Origin of the sequence: Hyphomonas sp. UBA3601, from assembly GCF_002375605.1 — a bacterium.
Taxonomy (GTDB): Bacteria; Pseudomonadota; Alphaproteobacteria; order Caulobacterales; family Hyphomonadaceae; genus Hyphomonas.
Genome location: NZ_DFME01000047.1, coordinates 43,514 through 61,013, shown reverse-complemented (window position 1 = coordinate 61,013; position 17,500 = coordinate 43,514). Strand labels below are relative to the sequence as shown.

Here is a 17,500-nt window from a genome sequence, read left to right as displayed (position 1 = left end):
GCCCCCTTCGTATTACCGCGGCTGCTGGCACGAAGTTAGCCGGGGCTTCTTTACTAGGTACTGTCATTATCATCCCTAGCGAAAGAATTTTACAACCCTAAGGCCTTCATCATTCACGCGGCATGGCTGCATCAGGCTTTCGCCCATTGTGCAAGATTCCCCACTGCTGCCTCCCGTAGGAGTCTGGGCCGTGTCTCAGTCCCAGTGTGGCTGATCATCCTCTCAGACCAGCTATAGATCGTCGCCTTGGTAGGCCATTACCCTACCAACTAGCTAATCTAACGCGGGCCGATCTTTCACCGATAAATCTTTCCCCCGAAGGGCGTATACGGTATTACCACTCGTTTCCAAGAGCTATTCCGTAGTGAAAGGTACGTTCCCACGCGTTACTCACCCGTCTGCCACTATATCGTTCGACTTGCATGTGTTAAGCCTGCCGCCAGCGTTCGTTCTGAGCCAGAATCAAACTCTCAAGTTGAGTTGATCTGACGATACCATCCATTGGAATATGGACGGCTACTTTAGCTGTTAAGCATCAAATATTGCGTTCTTTGACGAGAAACCCTTAGTCACAAAGGTCGGGCCGAAACCCAACCGATGGAAAAAGAATTTTCTCTTAAGAAACGCATCCGTCGTGATCGTTTGGACCGTGGCCGAAGCCCGTGTCCGCAAGCCATCACGCCGCCTGCGTTTCTCTTCCTAATCTCTTACGATGTCAAACAGCTGGAACCGAAGCTCCGAAGGTCTCCATCAGAAGCCCGTGGGCCCGTCCGGAAGAGGCGGCTTATATGGGCCGCCGCTTAGCCCGTCAACACTCTTTTTCGCGCCTTCTGCAGTTGAGTGTTTAACCACCGTTCCCGCATCAATTTAAGCGCAAAAGAACCACTTGCCGAAAAGATCCGGCTCGCAAATTCGAGCGTTTCGAGGAACCGCATATATAGCCCCTGTTCGACGAAAAGTTCAAGAACTTTTTCACCAATCAGGTGAGCTTTTCAGCGGGCCCGCTTCAGATGCCCGAGGGCGTCGTCTGCGGAAGAGGCGGCTTATATGGACCGCCCTTCTTCCCGTCAACACTCTTTTCCGCCTCTTCTGCAGTTAGGTGCCAGGCACCGTTTCCGCTTCAATTTTAGCGCAAATGAACCAGCCTGCCGAAATCATCCGGCCCGCAAATTCGAGCGTTTCGAGGAACCGACATCGACGCTCTGATTGGGGAAGAATAGAAACTTCCAAGCCATTCAGAGAACCCGGTGCCGGGCCGCCTCAGAGATCCGAAGAACTCGTCAGCGAGTGGCGGCTTATATGGACCGCCGTTCTTCCCGTCAACACCCTTTTCTGCGCTGTGTGCAGTAGAATGTTTAACCATCCATCCTGCTATGTTTACAGCGCAAAAGATCCCGTTGGCCGAACATGTCCGGCTCGCAGATCCGAGCGATTTTCAGGGAACCGATATCGAGCTCTGTCTGGGGAAGATTAGAAAACTTCCGAACCAATCAGGTGCGCCGTTACCGGGCCCCGCGTCTGAAACCCGAAGGCCTCGTCAGCGGAGGTGGCGATGTACCCCCGCCCCCCGGATGCGGCAACCCCCTAATGCAGGAATTCATCACAAAACTGCAGGAAAAAGACGGAAGCTTGTCGCGGCTTCCTGCCGGCCAATCCCAAAAGCCCAATGAATACGGGGGCTGCCCCCTAATACTGAGCGGACAGGTACGATTTCATCGCTTCTGCTTCAGCTTCCGTTTCAGCGATCTTCCACTTCACCAGATCCCCGATCGAGATCACCCCGACGAGGCGTCCGTCTGTCATGACGGGCAAATGACGAATCCTCCTGTCGGTCATAAGCTGCAACGCGTCATCTATCTTGGTGGTCGATTCGACCTTGATCACGTCGCGTGTCATCGCGTCGCCAACGTTCAATTCCAGCGCCATGGCGCCCTGACGCGCCACATGGCGCACAATATCCCGCTCAGACAATACGCCGATGATGGTGCCATCAGCGTCCAACGCGACCACCGCGCCGATTCGCTTACCATCCAGCGTGCGGGCTGCGGCCGCCAATGTTTCGCCGGCCTTCACCGAAATGATGGCGAATCCCTTGTCTTTCAGAATTTGGTCGATGGTCATCCATTGCCTCCCTGTGCATACGGCCCCTTTTTTGAGTGCCTGATTTTCAGAAAGCCTATCATAATTCCAATCATGACGCGATCAGGCGTGAAATTGTGCCCGTCCGAGATTGCGTGCGAGGTACCGGAATAACAGGGCCCCGGCGATGTATCCACCAATATGGGCCTGCCAGGCGATTGCCGAGCCGAACAGCGAAGGCCCCAGGAAGGCGAGAATCAGGTTGCCGACAAAAAAGACCGCGCTCGTCGTCAGGAATTTTCGGTCCAGAAGCCTGACGGGAAGCCCATTCTGGATCATCAGAGCCCCGGCAATCAGGCCGGAGACGCCACCTGAGGCCCCAATGGCCGGTGGCCCATCCGGATAGTGAGCCAGGAGATGGGCAACGGAGCCACCCACGACGCTCGCCACAAACAGGCCGAGAAAGGCCAGATTGATGCTGAGGCGAGATCGCGCGATTCGCTCGATCACAGCATAGACCGGCTTGCCGACCGCAATCAGCATTACTGTATTCATGAGGACATGGGACCAGCTGCCGTGAACCAGCGCCGTTCCCGCAAGGGGAATCAGCGCATCCAGCGCATTTCCATACGGAGCATAGCCTCCAGCAATGGGAGAACCGCCTATCCAGCCCCAGAAGCGATCCGGGAAGACTGCGCCTATATCCACGAAAAGCGGGTCCAGCGCGGAGCCCGTGATGAGTCTCAGTCCGTGCATTGCAACAATGGCGAGCGCCAATGCGGTTACAAAGGGAGGCGCATTGATAATGGGGGGCGCTCGCCGTGATTGGCGCATGGACGGTCTCCTGAAACACTCGCTCACTGATAGATGGGCCTTTGAAACAGGATGTCACCCCGATTCGCGGAATGATCATCGTCGCCCTGATGCTCTACAGAGCCCACATAGGCCCGACGGCTAGCCCAGCGCGCCACCGCCCCTTTACACCTGCAACTTCCGATCTAGTTCCTCGGGCATGTTCATACGTATCTTTCTCGGCATTATTGCCCTGACGTTCCTTGTGTTCGGAATCTGGTCCTTGCTCGACCCGGTGGCCATGAGCTCATCAATGGGCGTGATCACAGGCGGCCCGAATGGGGTGTATGAAACGCGCGGGATCTATGGCGGCGTCAGCCTTGGCGCAGGTCTACTGGCAATTGCAGGCGTTTTTCGCCCGCGCATGGTCCGCCCTGCCCTGTGGTTTATCACGACTTACATGGGTGGATATGTCTTCGCGCGCATTGTCGGCCTGATTGCGGGTGATGCCCCAACGACGGATTTCCTCATGTTTGCAGGCTTCGAGGTCGCCTGCCTCGTTGTTGCCGTCGTCTCATTGGTCGCTTACCGGCCGGATTGAACTGACCAGCGCCGCATGGAAAAAGCCCCGCCGCAAGCGACGGGGCTTCCTGTTGATTCGAGGCTAACGCCCTAGAAGGATTTGCGAACCGTCAGGCCATAAGTCGCTGGCTGGATCGGATAGCCAGAGATAGACCCCGCCTGCGCAACGGCCGGAAAGGCAACGGTGATGTACTCGTCATCAAAGATATTCCGTCCCCAGAGCGTAAAGCTCAACCCGGACTCGGTCGTCAGACCTGCCGACGCGTTGAACGTACTGACTTCTTTCTCGTCGCCGATCAGGGCCTGATTGGCCGGTTCGTCGAAATAGTCAGACGGGCTTTCATATTGCCAGTCTGCCCGCACGAAGGCGTCATAGGTCTTCACATCAAATGTGTAGGTCGCCGAGGTAGAGGTCGAAACATCCGGAATGCCGTATGGCTTCTGGCCGGAAATGTCGCCGCTCGCCGACTCCTCGAAGCTGTCATAGACGGGATCAAGGAACGTACCGGCAAAGCTGAGCAACAAATTGTCGGTCGCATTCCATTGCGCATCAAGCTCAAGACCTTGCGTGGATTGTTCGCCCGCATTCGCCAGCGCAAAGCCGGTGCCCGTGAAGATGTTCGACTGGAATCCCTCAATGGTCTGGTCGAAGATCGCCACATTGAACGCAAAGTCAGAATAAGCGCCTTTGACGCCCAACTCGTAGACTTTCGATTCTTCCGGCCCGGCAAAGCGCGTACCTGTGGTCAGGTTCGGCACAAGCAAACCACCTTGGGCGAGCAGCGCGTAATCCGCAGATGTTGGCCGACTGTCACGGGACAGGTTCCAGGAAGATGCCTTGAAGCCCGTCGCGTAGGAACCATAGACATTGATCGAATCGGTCAGGTCATAAGCCAGACGGAAAGTGACGGACGTGTCCTCATCATCCGTCGAGCCGGTTTCTACAGCATTCGGGAAGTTCAGGAATGGCGGCAGGAACTGCAACTGTTGCAACGCGCCGGGTGCGCCGGCTGCTGTTGCCTGAATGGTCGCAAACTCCGTCGGATAAGCCGCAGCGAATGCGCCGACCGCCGCAGGATCGGTCGGATTCACGCCCGCCTGCAACAACAAGCCACCAGCCGTGGCCTGAGTGATGAACGGCGCGGCGGTATTGAGGTCCACGGCCGCAAATGTGTCAGTCGAGACAGCATTCGCAAAGGCGTCCTTGTTCACCTGGGTATAGTTCAAGCCAAAGGTCGCCGTCAGTCGATCAGTGACTTCATAGTCAATTGTACCGAACAATGATGCGGACGTGTCATCCTGACCATAGAATTCAGTGAATCCTTGTCCGGGCTGGAAGAACGTGCCGGGCGCGACACCAAAGACAACCGGCTCCAGTGATGTCAGGAGGCCGGATGACAGGATGTCGATATAGCCCCGAATATCCTGACCGTAGAGCAGTTGGTTCTCGATATCGACGGTTTCATCGAAGTAGAAGCCACCCACCATCCAGCTCAGCGGACCACTGCCATTGGAGGTCAGACGCACTTCCTGAGTGAAGGTTTCGATTTCGACATCATCGGACTTTCGGCCGAGCAGATCTGCACTCGTGAAGTCGGAGTCCTGGTTCGTGCTGAGATCGGATGTCCGGTAGGAAGTGATGCTGGTCAGCGTGAAGGCGCCGAGGTCGAAATCCCCCTGCAGCGACAGGCCGCCATTCTTGATAAGGTTCTCGGACCCGAAATTGTAGGCCACATCATAAGAGAACGGATCCTCTGCAACCAGGTTTCCGCCCAGCGCCAGGATGGCCGCACCGGTTGGACCATTGATGACGTTCGCGGCTGCACAGCAGATTTCGTCGATCTCGTCATAGTCCGCGATCAGGCGGAACGACATGTCATCATTCGGCTCCCAAAGCAGATCGCCGCGCAGGCCCCAGCGATTGCGCTCATTGGTATCCGGGCCGTCGCCAAGGTCTTCGACATAGCCATCGCGCGTATTGAAGTTTCCGCCCAGGCTGAAGGCCAGCGTGTCAGAAATCGGGCCAGTGACAAATGCGCCAGCACGGTAACCATTATAGTTGCTGACAGTGCCCTCAACATTGCCGCCCCACTCAAATTGCGGCTTCTGGGTCACGATCGAGATCACACCCGCCGATGCGTTCTTGCCGAACAGAGTCGATTGAGGTCCGCGCAAGACCTCGACGCGCTGAAGGTTTGGCAGGTCAGAAATCTGCGAGGTCGACCGAGAACGATAGACACCATCCACAAACACACCAACCGACGGCTCAATGCCGGCATTGTTGGCGCCGTTGCCGAAGCCCCGAATGATGAAGTTCGTGTTGGACGAAGACTGCTGCTGGCTCACGCGCAGCGATGGCACGACAGATTGCAGGTCTCCCAGATCCACAATCTCTGCCTTTTCGATGACGCTCTCATCCACGACCGACACTGCGACTGGCACGTCCTGGAGTGTCTGCTCGCGCTTGGTAGCCGTAATTGTCACCGTCTGGAGCGTGCGGCTTTCATCTTGGTCGGTGTCCTGCGCGTGGGCAGGCGTGGAGAGGGTTGCGAATGCAGCAATGCCAGCACTGACATAGAGCGCCGACTTGAAATGAGCCATTTCAAGAACACTAAATTTTCTGGATTTCACGTGTGGGTCCCTTTGAGCAAGTTTCGATTTTTGTAGGTGGGAGGAATTCAACGGCAACGGATGCCATACTTAATTGTCTAGTCAGATGACCATTCATGACAAGTCATGACCATGAGTAATGGTTAAGAAACCGCATATGCTCTGCTTTCTGGATAGCAGATAGCGAGTTCACAGCCGATCGCGGCGCGAGAGTTCTCCGAGGGCGCGCCTGCGTGATTCGAGTTCGTCCAATCTGTGTACCGAGATGAGACTCGCGCACCGTGCCCCAAATGACGCTTCCTGAAAATTGCTGCCTTGGAGCCGGCAAAACCTCCTCAATGGGGAAAACCTGATCACGGCGCACCCGAAATTTCCCCCGCGGGGGGAAAGCGGAACTGGAACAGATATTGCGGAACTGGTCTCCGAAGCAGGCCCAGCGGGCTTTGATATCTTTTACGGAGCGAACGCCCCTCATGCACGACCGGTCTATTCACCCGAACACACGTATTATGCTTGAAGCCTGGAAGCGCATGAGCGTTGATCCAGCCTCAGAAGAAGACCGCACACCGCGTGCGAACGACCATCCAGACCTGATCACGAATATCTTCATGATCCAGTCCACACAGGATGGCGCATGGATCTTTCGCACTGCAGGTGACGGCGTATCACAGCTGCTCGGTCGGACGTTGCCGAATCATGACTTTCTCGCGCTTTGGACAGGTCCCGACCGGTCCATGGTCTCGGGCTTGCTGGATGCTGTAAGGCTGGACAGCGCTCCGGGCGTGATCCGCGGCAGCGGCGAAACCCTTACCGGCCAACGTGTTGAAGTAGAGATCACGCTGATGCCGCTGGCTCAGTCTTCCGTAGACGGAAATGTGACCCGTTTCCTCGGCCTTTACCAGACCCTCGGCGGCCTGCCGATGCTCAAGGGCAGACCAATCTGGCGCCACCGGCTGGCTATGCTGGTGCCCCCGGATACGCGTCGCTCGGAACCAGCCCTGAAACTGGTCGCAAGCAACGCGCACTGAACTCTTCGAGGATCAGGCAGCCACAGTCTCCGGCTCTTCCGCCGCGAGAGGCTCCTTACCAAGAATCATGTCGGCAGCCTTCTCGGCGATCATGATCGTCGGTGCGTTGGTGTTGCCACCGATCAGTGTTGGAATCACGGACGCATCGACCACGCGCAAGCCTTCGACACCCCGTACACGTAATTCTCCATCGACAGGCGCGTCGTCGCCCGCACCCATCGCGACTGTGCCAATCGGGTGATAGATCGTCTCGCCGGTCCGCCGGATGAAGGCATCAATATCCTCATCCGTCTTCACGCTCTCGCCGGGCATCATCTCTGCGCCTGTGAACGGCCGCAAGGCATTCTGCGAGCATAGATCACGCAGCATCTTCACCGCTTCGCGCATTGCGCGGCGATCTTCCTCAGCTTCGAGATAGTTCGGATCGATGGCCGGATGCTGGAACGGATCAGATGAGGCCAGGCATACCGTACCGCGGCTTTCCGGGCGCAGCTGGCAAGCGTGGACCGTATAGCCGTCCTTGTTTGCCTGGTGCTTGGCGTGGTCCATCATGATGGCATTGACGAAGTGAAGCTGAAGATCCGGCATTTCCAGGCCCTCACGCGACTTCAGGAATGCTCCCGCCTGAAGATGGTTGTCGGCGCCTGCGCCTGTCTGGTTCATGAGATACTGCAAACCAACGCCGATCTTCTTGAGCCCCTTCTGCATGGAGTAGGCAGAAATCGGCTGGGTCATCTCATGGATGACGGTCAGGTCCAGATGATCTTGCAGGTTCTGGCCGACATTCGGGGATTTCACCTCCGTCTTGATGTCAAAGCGGCCCAGATGGTCCGGATTGCCAATGCCTGAGAGTTGCAGCAATTGCGGCGACTGAACTGCGCCAGCACAGACAATGACTTCGCTTGATGCATGGATTTCCTGAGCCAATCGGCCCTTGCCTTCAACCACTTCGACGCCGGTCGCCCGCCCCTTCTCCATGAGAATCCTGGTGACAAGCCCCGTCGAGATCACGGTGAGATTGTCCCGGACACCAACTATGGGGCGCAAATAGCCATATGACGCGCTCCAGCGCTCACCCTTGTGGATTGTCCTTTGATAGCGGCCAAAGCCCTCTTGCTCTGCGCCATTGAAATCTTTCGTGCTGGCATATCCGGCCTGTTCTCCGGCTTGCAGAAAGGCCCGGTAGATCGGCGACGATAGCGGACTCTCGGAAACTTTGAGGGGCCCACTCGCCCCATGATAAGCGGAATCGCCGCCTTCATAGCCCTCTGATTTCCGGAAATAGGGCAGCACATCTGCGAAACTCCAGCCGCGCAGCCCCATTTGGGCCCACTGATCGTAGTCGCGAGCATGTCCACGAATATAGATCATGCCATTGATTGAGGACGATCCTCCCCAGCCCTTGCCACGTGGCCACCAGAGTTTGCGTCCATTCATGTGCTTTTGGGGTTCGGTCCAGAATCCCCAATTGTAAGCGCCCTCCGCTTTGATGAGATTTCCTACCCCAGCGGGCATTCTTACCATCAGAGCATTATCTTTCTTACCAGCCTCAACCAGACAGACCTTGATCGTCGGGTCTTCGCTCAACCTGTTGGCAAGAGCGCAGCCTGCACTACCTGCACCAACAATCACATAATCATACGTCTCCATGAATGGAGCACCTCCCATTAAACCCTATGGTGAAGGAATTCCGCAATTCCATCTGTTTCCCGCAACAGTTTGTGAACGAAACTGGCGTAAGTAAAGTCTAGATGGAGAAGTACAGGCAGGTTGCCCCAACGGCCTCAGGAGATTCCACATGCCAGCACTAGACTTGTCAGTGCCGCAGTTCAAACCGGTGATCAACACCGAAGAGGATCGTCGCCAATACAAGCGAGTCGATCTCGAGCTGGAAGGCTGCTTCCTCGATGAAACCAGCGAAGATCATCAACTTGTAACCGAAAACCTGTCCTGCTCCGGCGCCTTTATGCGGGCTGCTACGGTCCCAGTGCCGGGCTCCAATGTGATTTGCTATTTCGACGATCTGGGTCGCGTCGCCGGGACGGTCGTGCGCACTTCCAAGGATGGGTTCGCGGTTGAATTCAACGTCGTGCCACACAAGCGCAAGAAACTTGCAGACCGCCTGAGCTGGCTGATCAACAAGGATTTGATGGAAGCGCCCGAACAGCGCGCGGCCGCCCGCTTTCCTACCGGAGGCCCGGCCTTTATCGGCCGCAAGGATGGCATGCAGATCCCTTGTACGGTCGTCGACATCTCCCTCACGGGCGCCAGCTTCCAGACCAATGGCCAGTTCCAGCCTCCGCCAATTGGTGAAGTCGTCACAGCCGGCAACTTGCGGGGCCGCGTCGTGCGCTCCAGCCAGACCGAATTCGCCGTGAACTTCCTGCGCCCGGACGAGGACGACGCCTAGTCGATGCGTTTTACGCTGTTGCGATGGCGTTTCCAGTTCTCCACATAATGCACTGCTGACATTCGGATCACCTGTATCTGGTGGTCGGAGATCTCCTTCACCACCTTGCCCGGCGCGCCCATGACGAGCGAATTGTCGGGGATTACCTTGCCTTCGGGAATCAATGTGTGCGCCCCGATGATGCAATTCTTGCCAATCTTGGCGTTGTTCAGAATGGTCGAACCAATACCGATCAGCGTTTCTTCGCCGATCGTGCACCCATGAAGCATCACCATATGGCCGACGGTCACGTCTCGCCCAATCGTTAGCGGGCATCCGACATCGGTGTGGAGCACGCTGCCATCCTGGATATTGGAATTCTCGCCAATCGTGATCGGGTCGTTATCGCCGCGCAGCACGGCACCATACCAAACCGAGGCGTTCTCCTTCATCACGACATTGCCCATGACCTGCGCATTGTCGGCTACCCAGTAACTGCCACTCTCCGGTAGGGTCGGTCGGGTTCCGTCAATCTCGTAAATAGCCATGGGTCTTGCGTCTCCTCATTATTTCGCGGGCGGAATTATCATTTAATCTTCTGATAACCTTGGTACACTCTAATCATCAACAGATTCGGAGTTGGAGACGGTCATCACCAGACCTTGTCACACCCCGCCGCCCGGAGAACGCTCCCGGGAACTGGCCACACCGCCCACGGGGCGGATGGCCCTTTCTTCCTCCCAGTTTCCGCCAAGCCATCGCGCGATTCCGCCGGTGGCTTTTTTCTTGCCCGCAACCAAGGAGAACTTCCATGGGTAAACGCAATGCAGCAAAACGGATGAAGCAAGGTTCAGAGATGAACCCGAATATCTGGTTCGAGGAGGGTGCCCGCGGCAAAGGCCCGAAGCTGCAAGCCATAGAAGGCGGACGAGGCTGGCATCCAGACGATGCCGACCCGAAGCAAGAACATCAGCGTGCTGAAGGTGGTCGCACACAACGTTACCAGAAAACAGTCAAGCCCCGCACCGAGAATCAGGCCGAACTGATGAAGGCCATGGATGACAAGGCGCTTGTCGCGGCACTCGGCCCTGCCGGGACGGGCAAGACATATCTTGCCGTCTGCAAAGCGGTCGAGGCGCTGCAGAAGGGCAAGGTCGCCCGGATCATTCTGTCTCGCCCTGCGGTCGAAGCTGGCGAGCAGATCGGTTTCCTGCCCGGCGCAATGGAAGACAAGCTTGCCCCGTACCTGCGTCCTCTTTACGACGCACTGTCCGACCGGCTCTCGCCCGGACAGCTGAAACACATGCTGGCCGAAGGGGTCATCGAGATTGCCCCGATCGGGTTCATGCGGGGCCGAACCCTGAACAATGCCTTTATCGTCATCGATGAGGCACAGAACTGCACTTACACCCAGCTGAAGATGTTGCTCACCCGACTGGGCTGGCACTCGACGATGGTTATCACGGGTGATCCGGCCCAGTCTGACCTGCTGCCGGAATTCTCAGGCCTCGCGAATGCCGCCGAACGGCTCGAAAAACTCGGCGGAGCCTCAGTCATTCGCCTCGAAGGCAAGGATGTTGTCCGCCATCCACTTGTCGCGGAAATGCTCGACGTTCTTTAGTCTGACTTCAAATGAGTATCTCGCCCGCCCTGGAGATTCTTCGGGGCGGGCTTTTTTTAGCGTCAGGCGTTTCGCGTGATCCAGTCCGGATAGCTGACATTCGACCAATCGCCAAAGCCAAACCGGTCCACTTGCCGGGTGAGTTCAGCGGGGTTCTCATGTTCCAGGCACAGTGTCGAATACTGCTGCCCGCCCAGAGACGCCTTCGCGATCTCCGCGCGCAGGCCACCCGCATCGGTAGCTATGTGACGTCGCTTGTCGACCACGACTTCGTCTCCTTCCGCGAGCAATGCCTCCCGTAACGCCGCCAGGCTGGTCAGCGCTGTGGGAATGGTGGGAAAAAGACGCGCCAGCGTCGCCCGGTCTTCATCATCCAATGGAAAACGGGAGGAGACGACCGGCCGCCAATGTTCGAGGCCGCCGTCACGAGTCAGCAATTCCTTGATCCCGAACTGCGCCCCGCCCCGCAATTTGGCTTGGGTTGGCGCGCGGGATGGCACACGGAAATAGATGTCGGTGCGGGGAGGCTCGGCGGCGAAGTCCAGCGCGGCCCGCAGGCGCTGCTCAATCGCGACGACTGCCTCCGGCCAGATCCGGTATTCCCATAGAGCCGGATTAGCTGTCCCCATGCTCGTCCCCTTTTCCGATCGGGGGTTTTCCGAACCAATGTGTTTCCAACATTCGGATCGGCAGCAGGATCAGGACCGACAGCAGCACAGCAAGGAAAGCGAGCCGGAGATAGCCCGCCCCGCAAGCCAGGCCAATCGCGCCTGCGAGCCAGATACTGGCGCCGGTCGTCAGTCCTCGCACGGACCCACGGCCATGGATGATGGTGCCAGCCGCCAGGAAGGCAACCCCCGCCGTCACAGCTTGCACGACACGCGTCGGGTCAAGCTGGGTGATGTCGTCATCCCCGCCGAAGGAATGGATCATCTCGATGGCAATCAACATGAATACGGACGAAGCAAGCGCCGTCAGCATATGCGTTCGCAAGCCGGCGGGCCGGTCGCGAACCTCGCGTTCAAACCCGACGATCAGGCCCGCCACACACGCTGCCAGCAGCCGCGTAGACATGACGCCCAAGGGCACATCGCTGTCGAAGGAAAGCTTCAGCAGATCGTCCATTCAGGACGAACGTACAAGATGCCGTTTGGTTGCGCTGGAAGGCCTAGGCTTCGTCGTCCTCGCCCTTGGCTACCGACGCGGCGAGCGCCGCCGACAGGAAGAGATCAATATCGCCATCCAGCACGCCGGACGTGTCGGAAGTTTCGACCTCTGTCCGGAGATCCTTCACCATCTGATAGGGCTGGAGCACATAGGAGCGAATCTGGTGGCCGAAACCAATAGCGCTTTTCTCTGCATACTGCGCATCGGCGACTGAACGGCGGGTCTGCAATTCCAGCTCATAGAGCTTGGAACGCAGCATCTGCCAGGCCTGGTCCCGGTTGCGGTGTTGCGACCGGTCGTTCTGGCATTGCACCACGATGCCCGTCGGCTCGTGCGTCAGGCGGACGGCGGAATCGGTCCGGTTAACGTGCTGGCCACCCGCGCCGGATGCGCGATACGTATCGGTGCGCACATCCGACGGATTGATTTCGATCTCGATATTGTCGTCGATCACGGGCGTGACGGCGACCGACGCGAAGCTCGTATGGCGGCGCGCCGAGGAGTCGAATGGCGAAATCCGCACAAGGCGATGCACGCCCGTTTCTGATTTGAGCCAGCCATAGGCATTCTCGCCCTTAAACTGGAGCGTAGCAGACTTGATCCCGGCTTCCTCGCCTTCGCGCTCGTCGAGTTCCTCGACCTTCATATCGTGCGCCTCGGCCCAGCGGACATACATGCGGCGCAGGATATTGGCCCAGTCCTGGCTTTCTGTGCCGCCTTCGCCCGCATTGATCTGGATGAAACAATCATTGCCGTCGGCTTCACCGGACAGTAGCGCCGCGAGTTCGGCCTTCTCGGCGCGCGCCGCGGCCTTTTTCAGATTGGCCTCAATATCGGCAATCATGTCGTCATCGCCCTCGGCGAGTTCGAGCAATTCCTCGGCATCATTGGCTTCGCGCTGCAGCGCTTCGACGGTCTCAATGCCGTCAGCAAGGCGCTGGCGCTCGCGCATCATGGCCTGGGCGGCCTGCGGGTCGTCCCAGAAATCCGGGCGCTCGGAGAGTGCAGTCAGCTCATCGAGACGTTTTGTGGCTGTATCCCAGTCAAAGACGCCTCCGTAGCAAATCGGCGGACTGGCGGATCTGGTCTGTAAGCGTTTTGATTTCTGCGGACATGGGATCAGCCTCTATTTGCACACGTCATTGAAAATGCGAGAGGCGGGGCATAGCGCGCCCGCCTCTCTGCGTCAAAAGTCGATTTGTCAGTAAATGTCGCCGAGATTGTCATCCACTGGCGCTTCAGGCGCTGGGCGTGGCTGTCCGGGCTGGCCCGGGAACAGTCCCTGATCCTCCTGCACAATGCCGGCATCTCGCTCCGGATCGAATCCACCCGATGCGGCGCCTGTACCTGCTCCGCAATTCCCCGAAATAGACAGGCAGTCGCTGGTATCGCGGAAGGCGCTCATGCCGGGCTCGGTGCCGGGCCGGAAGGCTTCATCAATGATGACTGCCGTGTCCGGTCCGGGCAGTTCACCCGTGCGCGCATCGATTTTCACGAGGCGTACGCCAGGCGGAATACGGAACGGAATGGCCGGATCATCTGCCAGCGCCTTTTCCATGAATTCGGTGAAGATCGGCGCAGCAACCGAACCGCCAGCCTCCCCCTCGCCAAGCGAACGGTTGTCATCGAAGCCGACGCGAACACCGACGACGAGGTCCGGAGAATAGCCCATGAACACCGCGTCGCGATACTCATCTGTCGTACCGGTCTTGCCAGCCAGCGGCTTGCCAACCCTTCTGGCCCGGCGGCCTGTCCCGCGTTCGACCACGCCTTCCAGCATATGCGTCACCTGGTAGGCCACGATCGGGTCCAGAACCTGCTCGCCAACTTCCTCAAGTTGAGGCGGTTCCCCGCCGTTCCAAACTTCAGCATGACAATCTTGGCACGGACGCTCGTCATGCTGGAACAAGGTGCGGCCATGACGGTCCTGCACCCGGTCCAGAAGGGTTGGGTTGATCTTCCGGCCACCATTCACAAAGCCCGCATAGCCACGCGCCATGTCGATCAGATAGGCATCCCCGGCGCCCAGCGACATGGCTGGATAAGGTGGCAGGTCTTCATAGACGCCCATGCGTTCGGCAAGGTCAGACACAGCATCCATGCCGATGTCCTGCGCAACGCGCGCCGTGACAAGGTTTAGCGATTTCTCGAGCGCAATGCGCAACGTGACCATGCCGTAGGTGCGCCCTTCGGTATAGTTTGATGGGCGCCAATAATCATCTGTGGACACGTCGAACGCCACGAAGGGGGCATCCAGCATCCGGCTGGCCGGCGTATAACCCTTTTCCAGGGCAGCCGCGTAGACAAACGCCTTGAAGCTCGAACCCGGCTGACGCTTCGATTGCGTGACCCGATTATAGCTCGACTTGAAGAAAGAATACCCGCCCTGCATTGCCAGGATGCGTCCGGTATGCGGGTCCAGCGCGACCAGCGCACCATCCGCTTCCGGCACCTGCCGCAATATCGCATTGCCAACCGGGATCATCATCGGCTCGGGTTCTGGCTGGTCGATCTCATCGCCATCCGGGTCGAGTTCCAATTCTGCCGGCGCAGCTGTCTCTTCGGCATTCAGAACTTTACGCTTCAATTCGGCGATCACGACGTCGCCCACATTCAGGCCGCCCTTGCCTTCGGCCGGCTTGTAAGTCGCAGCCCATTCGACTTCCTCGGTGGGCAACGGGATGGTCGCGCCATCTGTCAGCAGCAATTCAGCGCCTCTGGAGCCAAGCTTGGTAACCAGCGCAGCTTCCCAGGTGCCATAGCCACCGGGCAGTTTCACATCGTCCAGCTGTTCGAGAATGTCTTCAGCCTTCGGGTCCAATGTCGTGACAGGGCCACGCCAACCATGACGACGGTCATAAGCAATCAAACCGTTCTGCAACGCATCTTGCGCGGCCAGCTGCAGCTTGGTGTCGATGGTTGAACGAATGGAAAGCCCGCCTTGCTGGAGCGTGTCTTCACCATATGACTTGATCAGGTCCCGGCGCAGCTCCTGTACGAAATAGGTCGCTGCCGCATATTCCGGCCCTTTCAGGCGACGCGTCGTTGTCAGTGGCTTTGCAACAGCTTCGTCGGCCTCTTCGCGCGTGATGTAGCCATCCTCGACCATACGGCGCAAAACATAGTTCCGGCGCTGAAGCAGGCGCTTGGGACGACTATAGGGGTTCACCGACGAAGGTGCCTTGGCCAGCGATGCGAGGATCGCAGCTTCCGAGAGGTCGAGTTCCGGCAGTGACTTGTCAAAATAGTTCAGCGCCGCCGAGCCGACACCGTATGAGCGATATCCGAGATAGATTTCATTGAGATAGAGTTCCAGAATCTCTTCCTTGGAGAATTCCTTCTCCATGCGCTGTGCGATGATCGCTTCCTTGGCCTTCCGGGTCAGGTTCTGGTCGCGTGTCAGCAGCATGTTCTTGGCGACCTGCTGGGTGATCGTTGAACCACCTTCAAGCCCACCGGACCGGGTGATCTTGTTCTTTGCAGAGTTCAGCCCACCGCGCACAATACCTTTATAATCGAGCCCGCCATGCGTGAAGAAACTCTTGTCCTCGGCCGACACGAATGCGTACACGACATGGTTCGGGATGGATTCATACGGAACAAACACCCGGTGCTGGTCTGCAAATTCGGCGATCAGCGTGCCATCACCCGCATGGACCCGCGACGTAATCGGCGGCTCATATTGCTTCAGCTTGGCGATGGACGGCACTTGGCGGCCAAGGGCTGCGAAATACAGCCACAACGCCACGAAACCGAGCGCTGCAAGCACGAAGCCCAGAATGACCAGGCGGCGGGCCCAAACCCAAACCCAAGGGGGGCCGGGCAGAAACCGGCGCTTTGGTTCAGGTTCCTGCATGTGAGGATTCATATGATTCGACATAGTTTTCCCGTCAGCGTTCGCATCGCGGAATCGCATTGATATCCGGCAATAGTAAGGCGCGTCGGGGGCCGGTAAAAGGTCTCAGCTGCCTGACAATTCAGTCAGATATCCTGCCGGTCAATCTCCCCGTCCCCGATGGAGACGCTAGGCAATGGCCGGCGCTCGGGTCTCGGAGACGAGAGGCCATCCGCCAACTTGGCTTCCAGCTCCGCTCGCTCCCTGGCCGGCGGACGATTTTCGATCGCGTTTTGCCAGGCTTCGCGCGCCTCTTCCTTCTTGCCCTGATGCCAGTAGATGTCGCCGAGGTGCGTTTCGATTTCCCAGTGCTTGTGGGGTTTCAGCTCCGCGCGAGACTGTTCGATCAGCCGCTGGGCATCCTTCAGGTGCCCCATCTTGAAATAGGCCCAGCCAAGCGAGTCCGTAATGTAGGGATCGCGCTCGGCCAGCGAACGTGCCCGGTAAAGCACCTTGAAGCCTTCTTCATGCTTGTCGGTATACTCGATCAGAAAATACCCGAGCGAATTCAACGTGTAGGGATCGTTTGGTCGGCCCAGCAACTCGGTGCGCAGAATGGTCAGCGCCTGATTGACCTCGCCAATCTTGCCCAGAGAGTTAGCCAGCGCCATGCGCCGATCATGCGTATCATCCAGTTCACGGGCCTTCGCCGCGTGTACGGCAGCGGCTTCCAGGTCGCCAAACTGGCCCTTGATCTCAGCAGCGAGACCATGAGCAGAGGCGCGCTCCGCCTGGTTCGAGGCCAACGAAATCACCTCGTCCACCAATTCGGACGAACCATTCTGATCATTCAGCAAGGTGCGCAACTGCAGCGCACCATACAGCGTCCGCAGGCGGTCATCTTCATCCGTGATTTCCAGCGCGCGCGCCACCGCAGCCCGTGCTCCTGCCTCATCACCCGACATGATCAGCGCCTGTCCGGCCGCGATCTGCAGTGAGGCCGTCTCTTGCGGTGCGCTCAGCGCAACATGAGCCACGCCATCATACAGCGCGCTTTCGTAAAGCTGGTCGATGACGGCGGCACGCAGCCCTTCATCTTTCGGATTTATCAGCAATGCGACCTGATCAAAGGCCGAGCGCTGGTCATCAAATCCCTCAATCCTGCCACCCATCATGATCGTGCGAATAATGCGCTGCTCCTGCAGGGCGCGCGACACATCCGCCAGCGACTGCGCAAATGCAGCCGGCACATCCAGGGGTTCATTGTCGAGATTTTTTCCGGTCTCAAGGCTTTCAATGGCGGCTGCGTAGCTGATCGCCTCTTCAGGCTCTGCATCAGCCAGCTTTTGGTAAACCGCCTTGGACTCCTCGATCCGACCAAGCCGCTGCAACAACAG

The 17,500-nt window shown here is 58.0% G+C and carries 13 protein-coding genes, 1 rRNA gene and 1 pseudogene (1 of these 15 only partly in view); 4 read left to right on the top strand and 11 right to left on the bottom strand.

Annotation, left to right across the window (positions count from 1 at the left end):
- The 3 genes from B4F73_RS05790 to B4F73_RS05780 form a co-directional block, all read right to left on the bottom strand.
- Positions 1-478: ribosomal RNA gene (locus B4F73_RS05790) — 16S ribosomal RNA — on the bottom strand (it extends 977 nt beyond the left edge of the window).
- 1,208 nt (positions 479-1,686) lie between these two features.
- Positions 1,687-2,121, bottom strand: coding sequence for a CBS domain-containing protein (locus B4F73_RS05785; protein WP_206990847.1), 435 nt, complete (start codon positions 2,119-2,121; stop codon positions 1,687-1,689).
- Positions 2,122-2,202: 81 nt separating this feature from the next.
- A complete protein-coding gene (locus B4F73_RS05780; protein ID WP_206990848.1) occupies positions 2,203-2,913 on the bottom strand; it encodes a rhomboid family intramembrane serine protease in 711 nt (236 codons plus the stop codon).
- A 178-nt stretch (positions 2,914-3,091) separates the two neighbouring features.
- Between B4F73_RS05780 and B4F73_RS05775 the strand changes: the two genes are divergently transcribed.
- Entirely contained in the window at positions 3,092-3,472 is a 381-nt protein-coding gene (locus B4F73_RS05775; RefSeq protein WP_290482707.1) for a DUF4345 domain-containing protein, read from the top strand.
- Between the two features lie 71 nt (positions 3,473-3,543).
- On the opposite strand, the gene B4F73_RS05770 is transcribed toward B4F73_RS05775, so the two are convergent.
- Complete coding sequence (locus B4F73_RS05770; RefSeq protein ID WP_290481752.1) at positions 3,544-6,084, bottom strand: TonB-dependent receptor; 2,541 nt, start codon at positions 6,082-6,084, stop codon at positions 3,544-3,546.
- Positions 6,085-6,536: 452 nt separating this feature from the next.
- Between B4F73_RS05770 and B4F73_RS05765 the strand changes: the two genes are divergently transcribed.
- Positions 6,537-7,091: a PAS domain-containing protein gene (locus B4F73_RS05765; protein WP_084333010.1), complete on the top strand. Its 555-nt coding sequence runs from the start codon at positions 6,537-6,539 to the stop codon at positions 7,089-7,091.
- 12 nt (positions 7,092-7,103) lie between these two features.
- On the opposite strand, the gene B4F73_RS05760 is transcribed toward B4F73_RS05765, so the two are convergent.
- A complete protein-coding gene (locus B4F73_RS05760) occupies positions 7,104-8,741 on the bottom strand; it encodes a choline dehydrogenase (RefSeq protein ID WP_206990852.1) in 1,638 nt (545 codons plus the stop codon).
- 148 nt (positions 8,742-8,889) lie between these two features.
- Between B4F73_RS05760 and B4F73_RS05755 the strand changes: the two genes are divergently transcribed.
- Entirely contained in the window at positions 8,890-9,501 is a 612-nt protein-coding gene (locus tag B4F73_RS05755; RefSeq protein WP_206990853.1) for a PilZ domain-containing protein, read from the top strand.
- Positions 9,502-9,671: 170 nt separating this feature from the next.
- Here B4F73_RS05755 and B4F73_RS16820 read toward each other — a convergent pair.
- Positions 9,672-9,770 (bottom strand): annotated as a pseudogene (locus B4F73_RS16820) (gamma carbonic anhydrase family protein); the annotation flags it as partial.
- Positions 9,771-10,291: 521 nt separating this feature from the next.
- Between B4F73_RS16820 and B4F73_RS05745 the strand changes: the two are divergent.
- The gene (locus B4F73_RS05745; protein WP_206990855.1) at positions 10,292-11,101 is read left to right on the top strand and encodes a PhoH family protein; all 810 of its coding nucleotides are present in this window, start codon (positions 10,292-10,294) and stop codon (positions 11,099-11,101) included.
- 62 nt (positions 11,102-11,163) lie between these two features.
- Here B4F73_RS05745 and B4F73_RS05740 read toward each other — a convergent pair whose 3' ends face one another.
- From B4F73_RS05740 to B4F73_RS05720, 5 genes are all read right to left on the bottom strand, one after another.
- The gene (locus tag B4F73_RS05740; RefSeq protein WP_290479458.1) at positions 11,164-11,730 is read right to left on the bottom strand and encodes a hypothetical protein; all 567 of its coding nucleotides are present in this window, start codon (positions 11,728-11,730) and stop codon (positions 11,164-11,166) included.
- On the bottom strand, positions 11,717-12,226 hold the full coding sequence (locus tag B4F73_RS05735; RefSeq protein WP_206990857.1) for an MgtC/SapB family protein: 510 nt from the start codon (positions 12,224-12,226) through the stop codon (positions 11,717-11,719). Before B4F73_RS05735 ends, B4F73_RS05740 begins: the two co-directional genes overlap by 14 nt.
- A gap of 43 nt (positions 12,227-12,269) precedes the next feature.
- A protein-coding gene (gene prfB / locus B4F73_RS05730; RefSeq protein ID WP_156947800.1) for a peptide chain release factor 2 occupies positions 12,270-13,383 on the bottom strand; the annotation gives its coding sequence in 2 pieces (ribosomal slippage) (positions 12,270-13,313 and positions 13,315-13,383; 1,113 coding nt in all).
- Between the two features lie 86 nt (positions 13,384-13,469).
- Complete coding sequence (locus B4F73_RS05725; RefSeq protein WP_290479457.1) at positions 13,470-16,124, bottom strand: penicillin-binding protein 1A; 2,655 nt, start codon at positions 16,122-16,124, stop codon at positions 13,470-13,472.
- Between the two features lie 125 nt (positions 16,125-16,249).
- On the bottom strand, positions 16,250-17,500 hold a 1,251-nt coding region (locus B4F73_RS05720), incomplete at its 5' end, for a tetratricopeptide repeat protein (protein ID WP_290482706.1).

Excerpts from the sequence above, each read along its gene's own strand:
- B4F73_RS05785 (WP_206990847.1), bottom strand. The coding sequence starts at position 2,121 with ATGACCATCGACCAAATTCTGAAAGACAAGGGATTCGCCATCATTTCG.
- B4F73_RS05780 (WP_206990848.1), bottom strand. The coding sequence starts at position 2,913 with ATGCGCCAATCACGGCGAGCGCCCCCCATTATCAATGCGCCTCCCTTT.
- B4F73_RS05775 (WP_290482707.1), top strand. The coding sequence starts at position 3,092 with ATGTTCATACGTATCTTTCTCGGCATTATTGCCCTGACGTTCCTTGTG.
- B4F73_RS05765 (WP_084333010.1), top strand. The coding sequence starts at position 6,537 with ATGCACGACCGGTCTATTCACCCGAACACACGTATTATGCTTGAAGCC.
- B4F73_RS05760 (WP_206990852.1), bottom strand. The coding sequence starts at position 8,741 with ATGGAGACGTATGATTATGTGATTGTTGGTGCAGGTAGTGCAGGCTGC.
- B4F73_RS05755 (WP_206990853.1), top strand. The coding sequence starts at position 8,890 with ATGCCAGCACTAGACTTGTCAGTGCCGCAGTTCAAACCGGTGATCAAC.
- B4F73_RS05745 (WP_206990855.1), top strand. The coding sequence starts at position 10,292 with ATGGGTAAACGCAATGCAGCAAAACGGATGAAGCAAGGTTCAGAGATG.
- B4F73_RS05740 (WP_290479458.1), bottom strand. The coding sequence starts at position 11,730 with ATGGGGACAGCTAATCCGGCTCTATGGGAATACCGGATCTGGCCGGAG.
- B4F73_RS05735 (WP_206990857.1), bottom strand. The coding sequence starts at position 12,226 with ATGGACGATCTGCTGAAGCTTTCCTTCGACAGCGATGTGCCCTTGGGC.
- B4F73_RS05725 (WP_290479457.1), bottom strand. The coding sequence starts at position 16,124 with ATGCAGGAACCTGAACCAAAGCGCCGGTTTCTGCCCGGCCCCCCTTGG.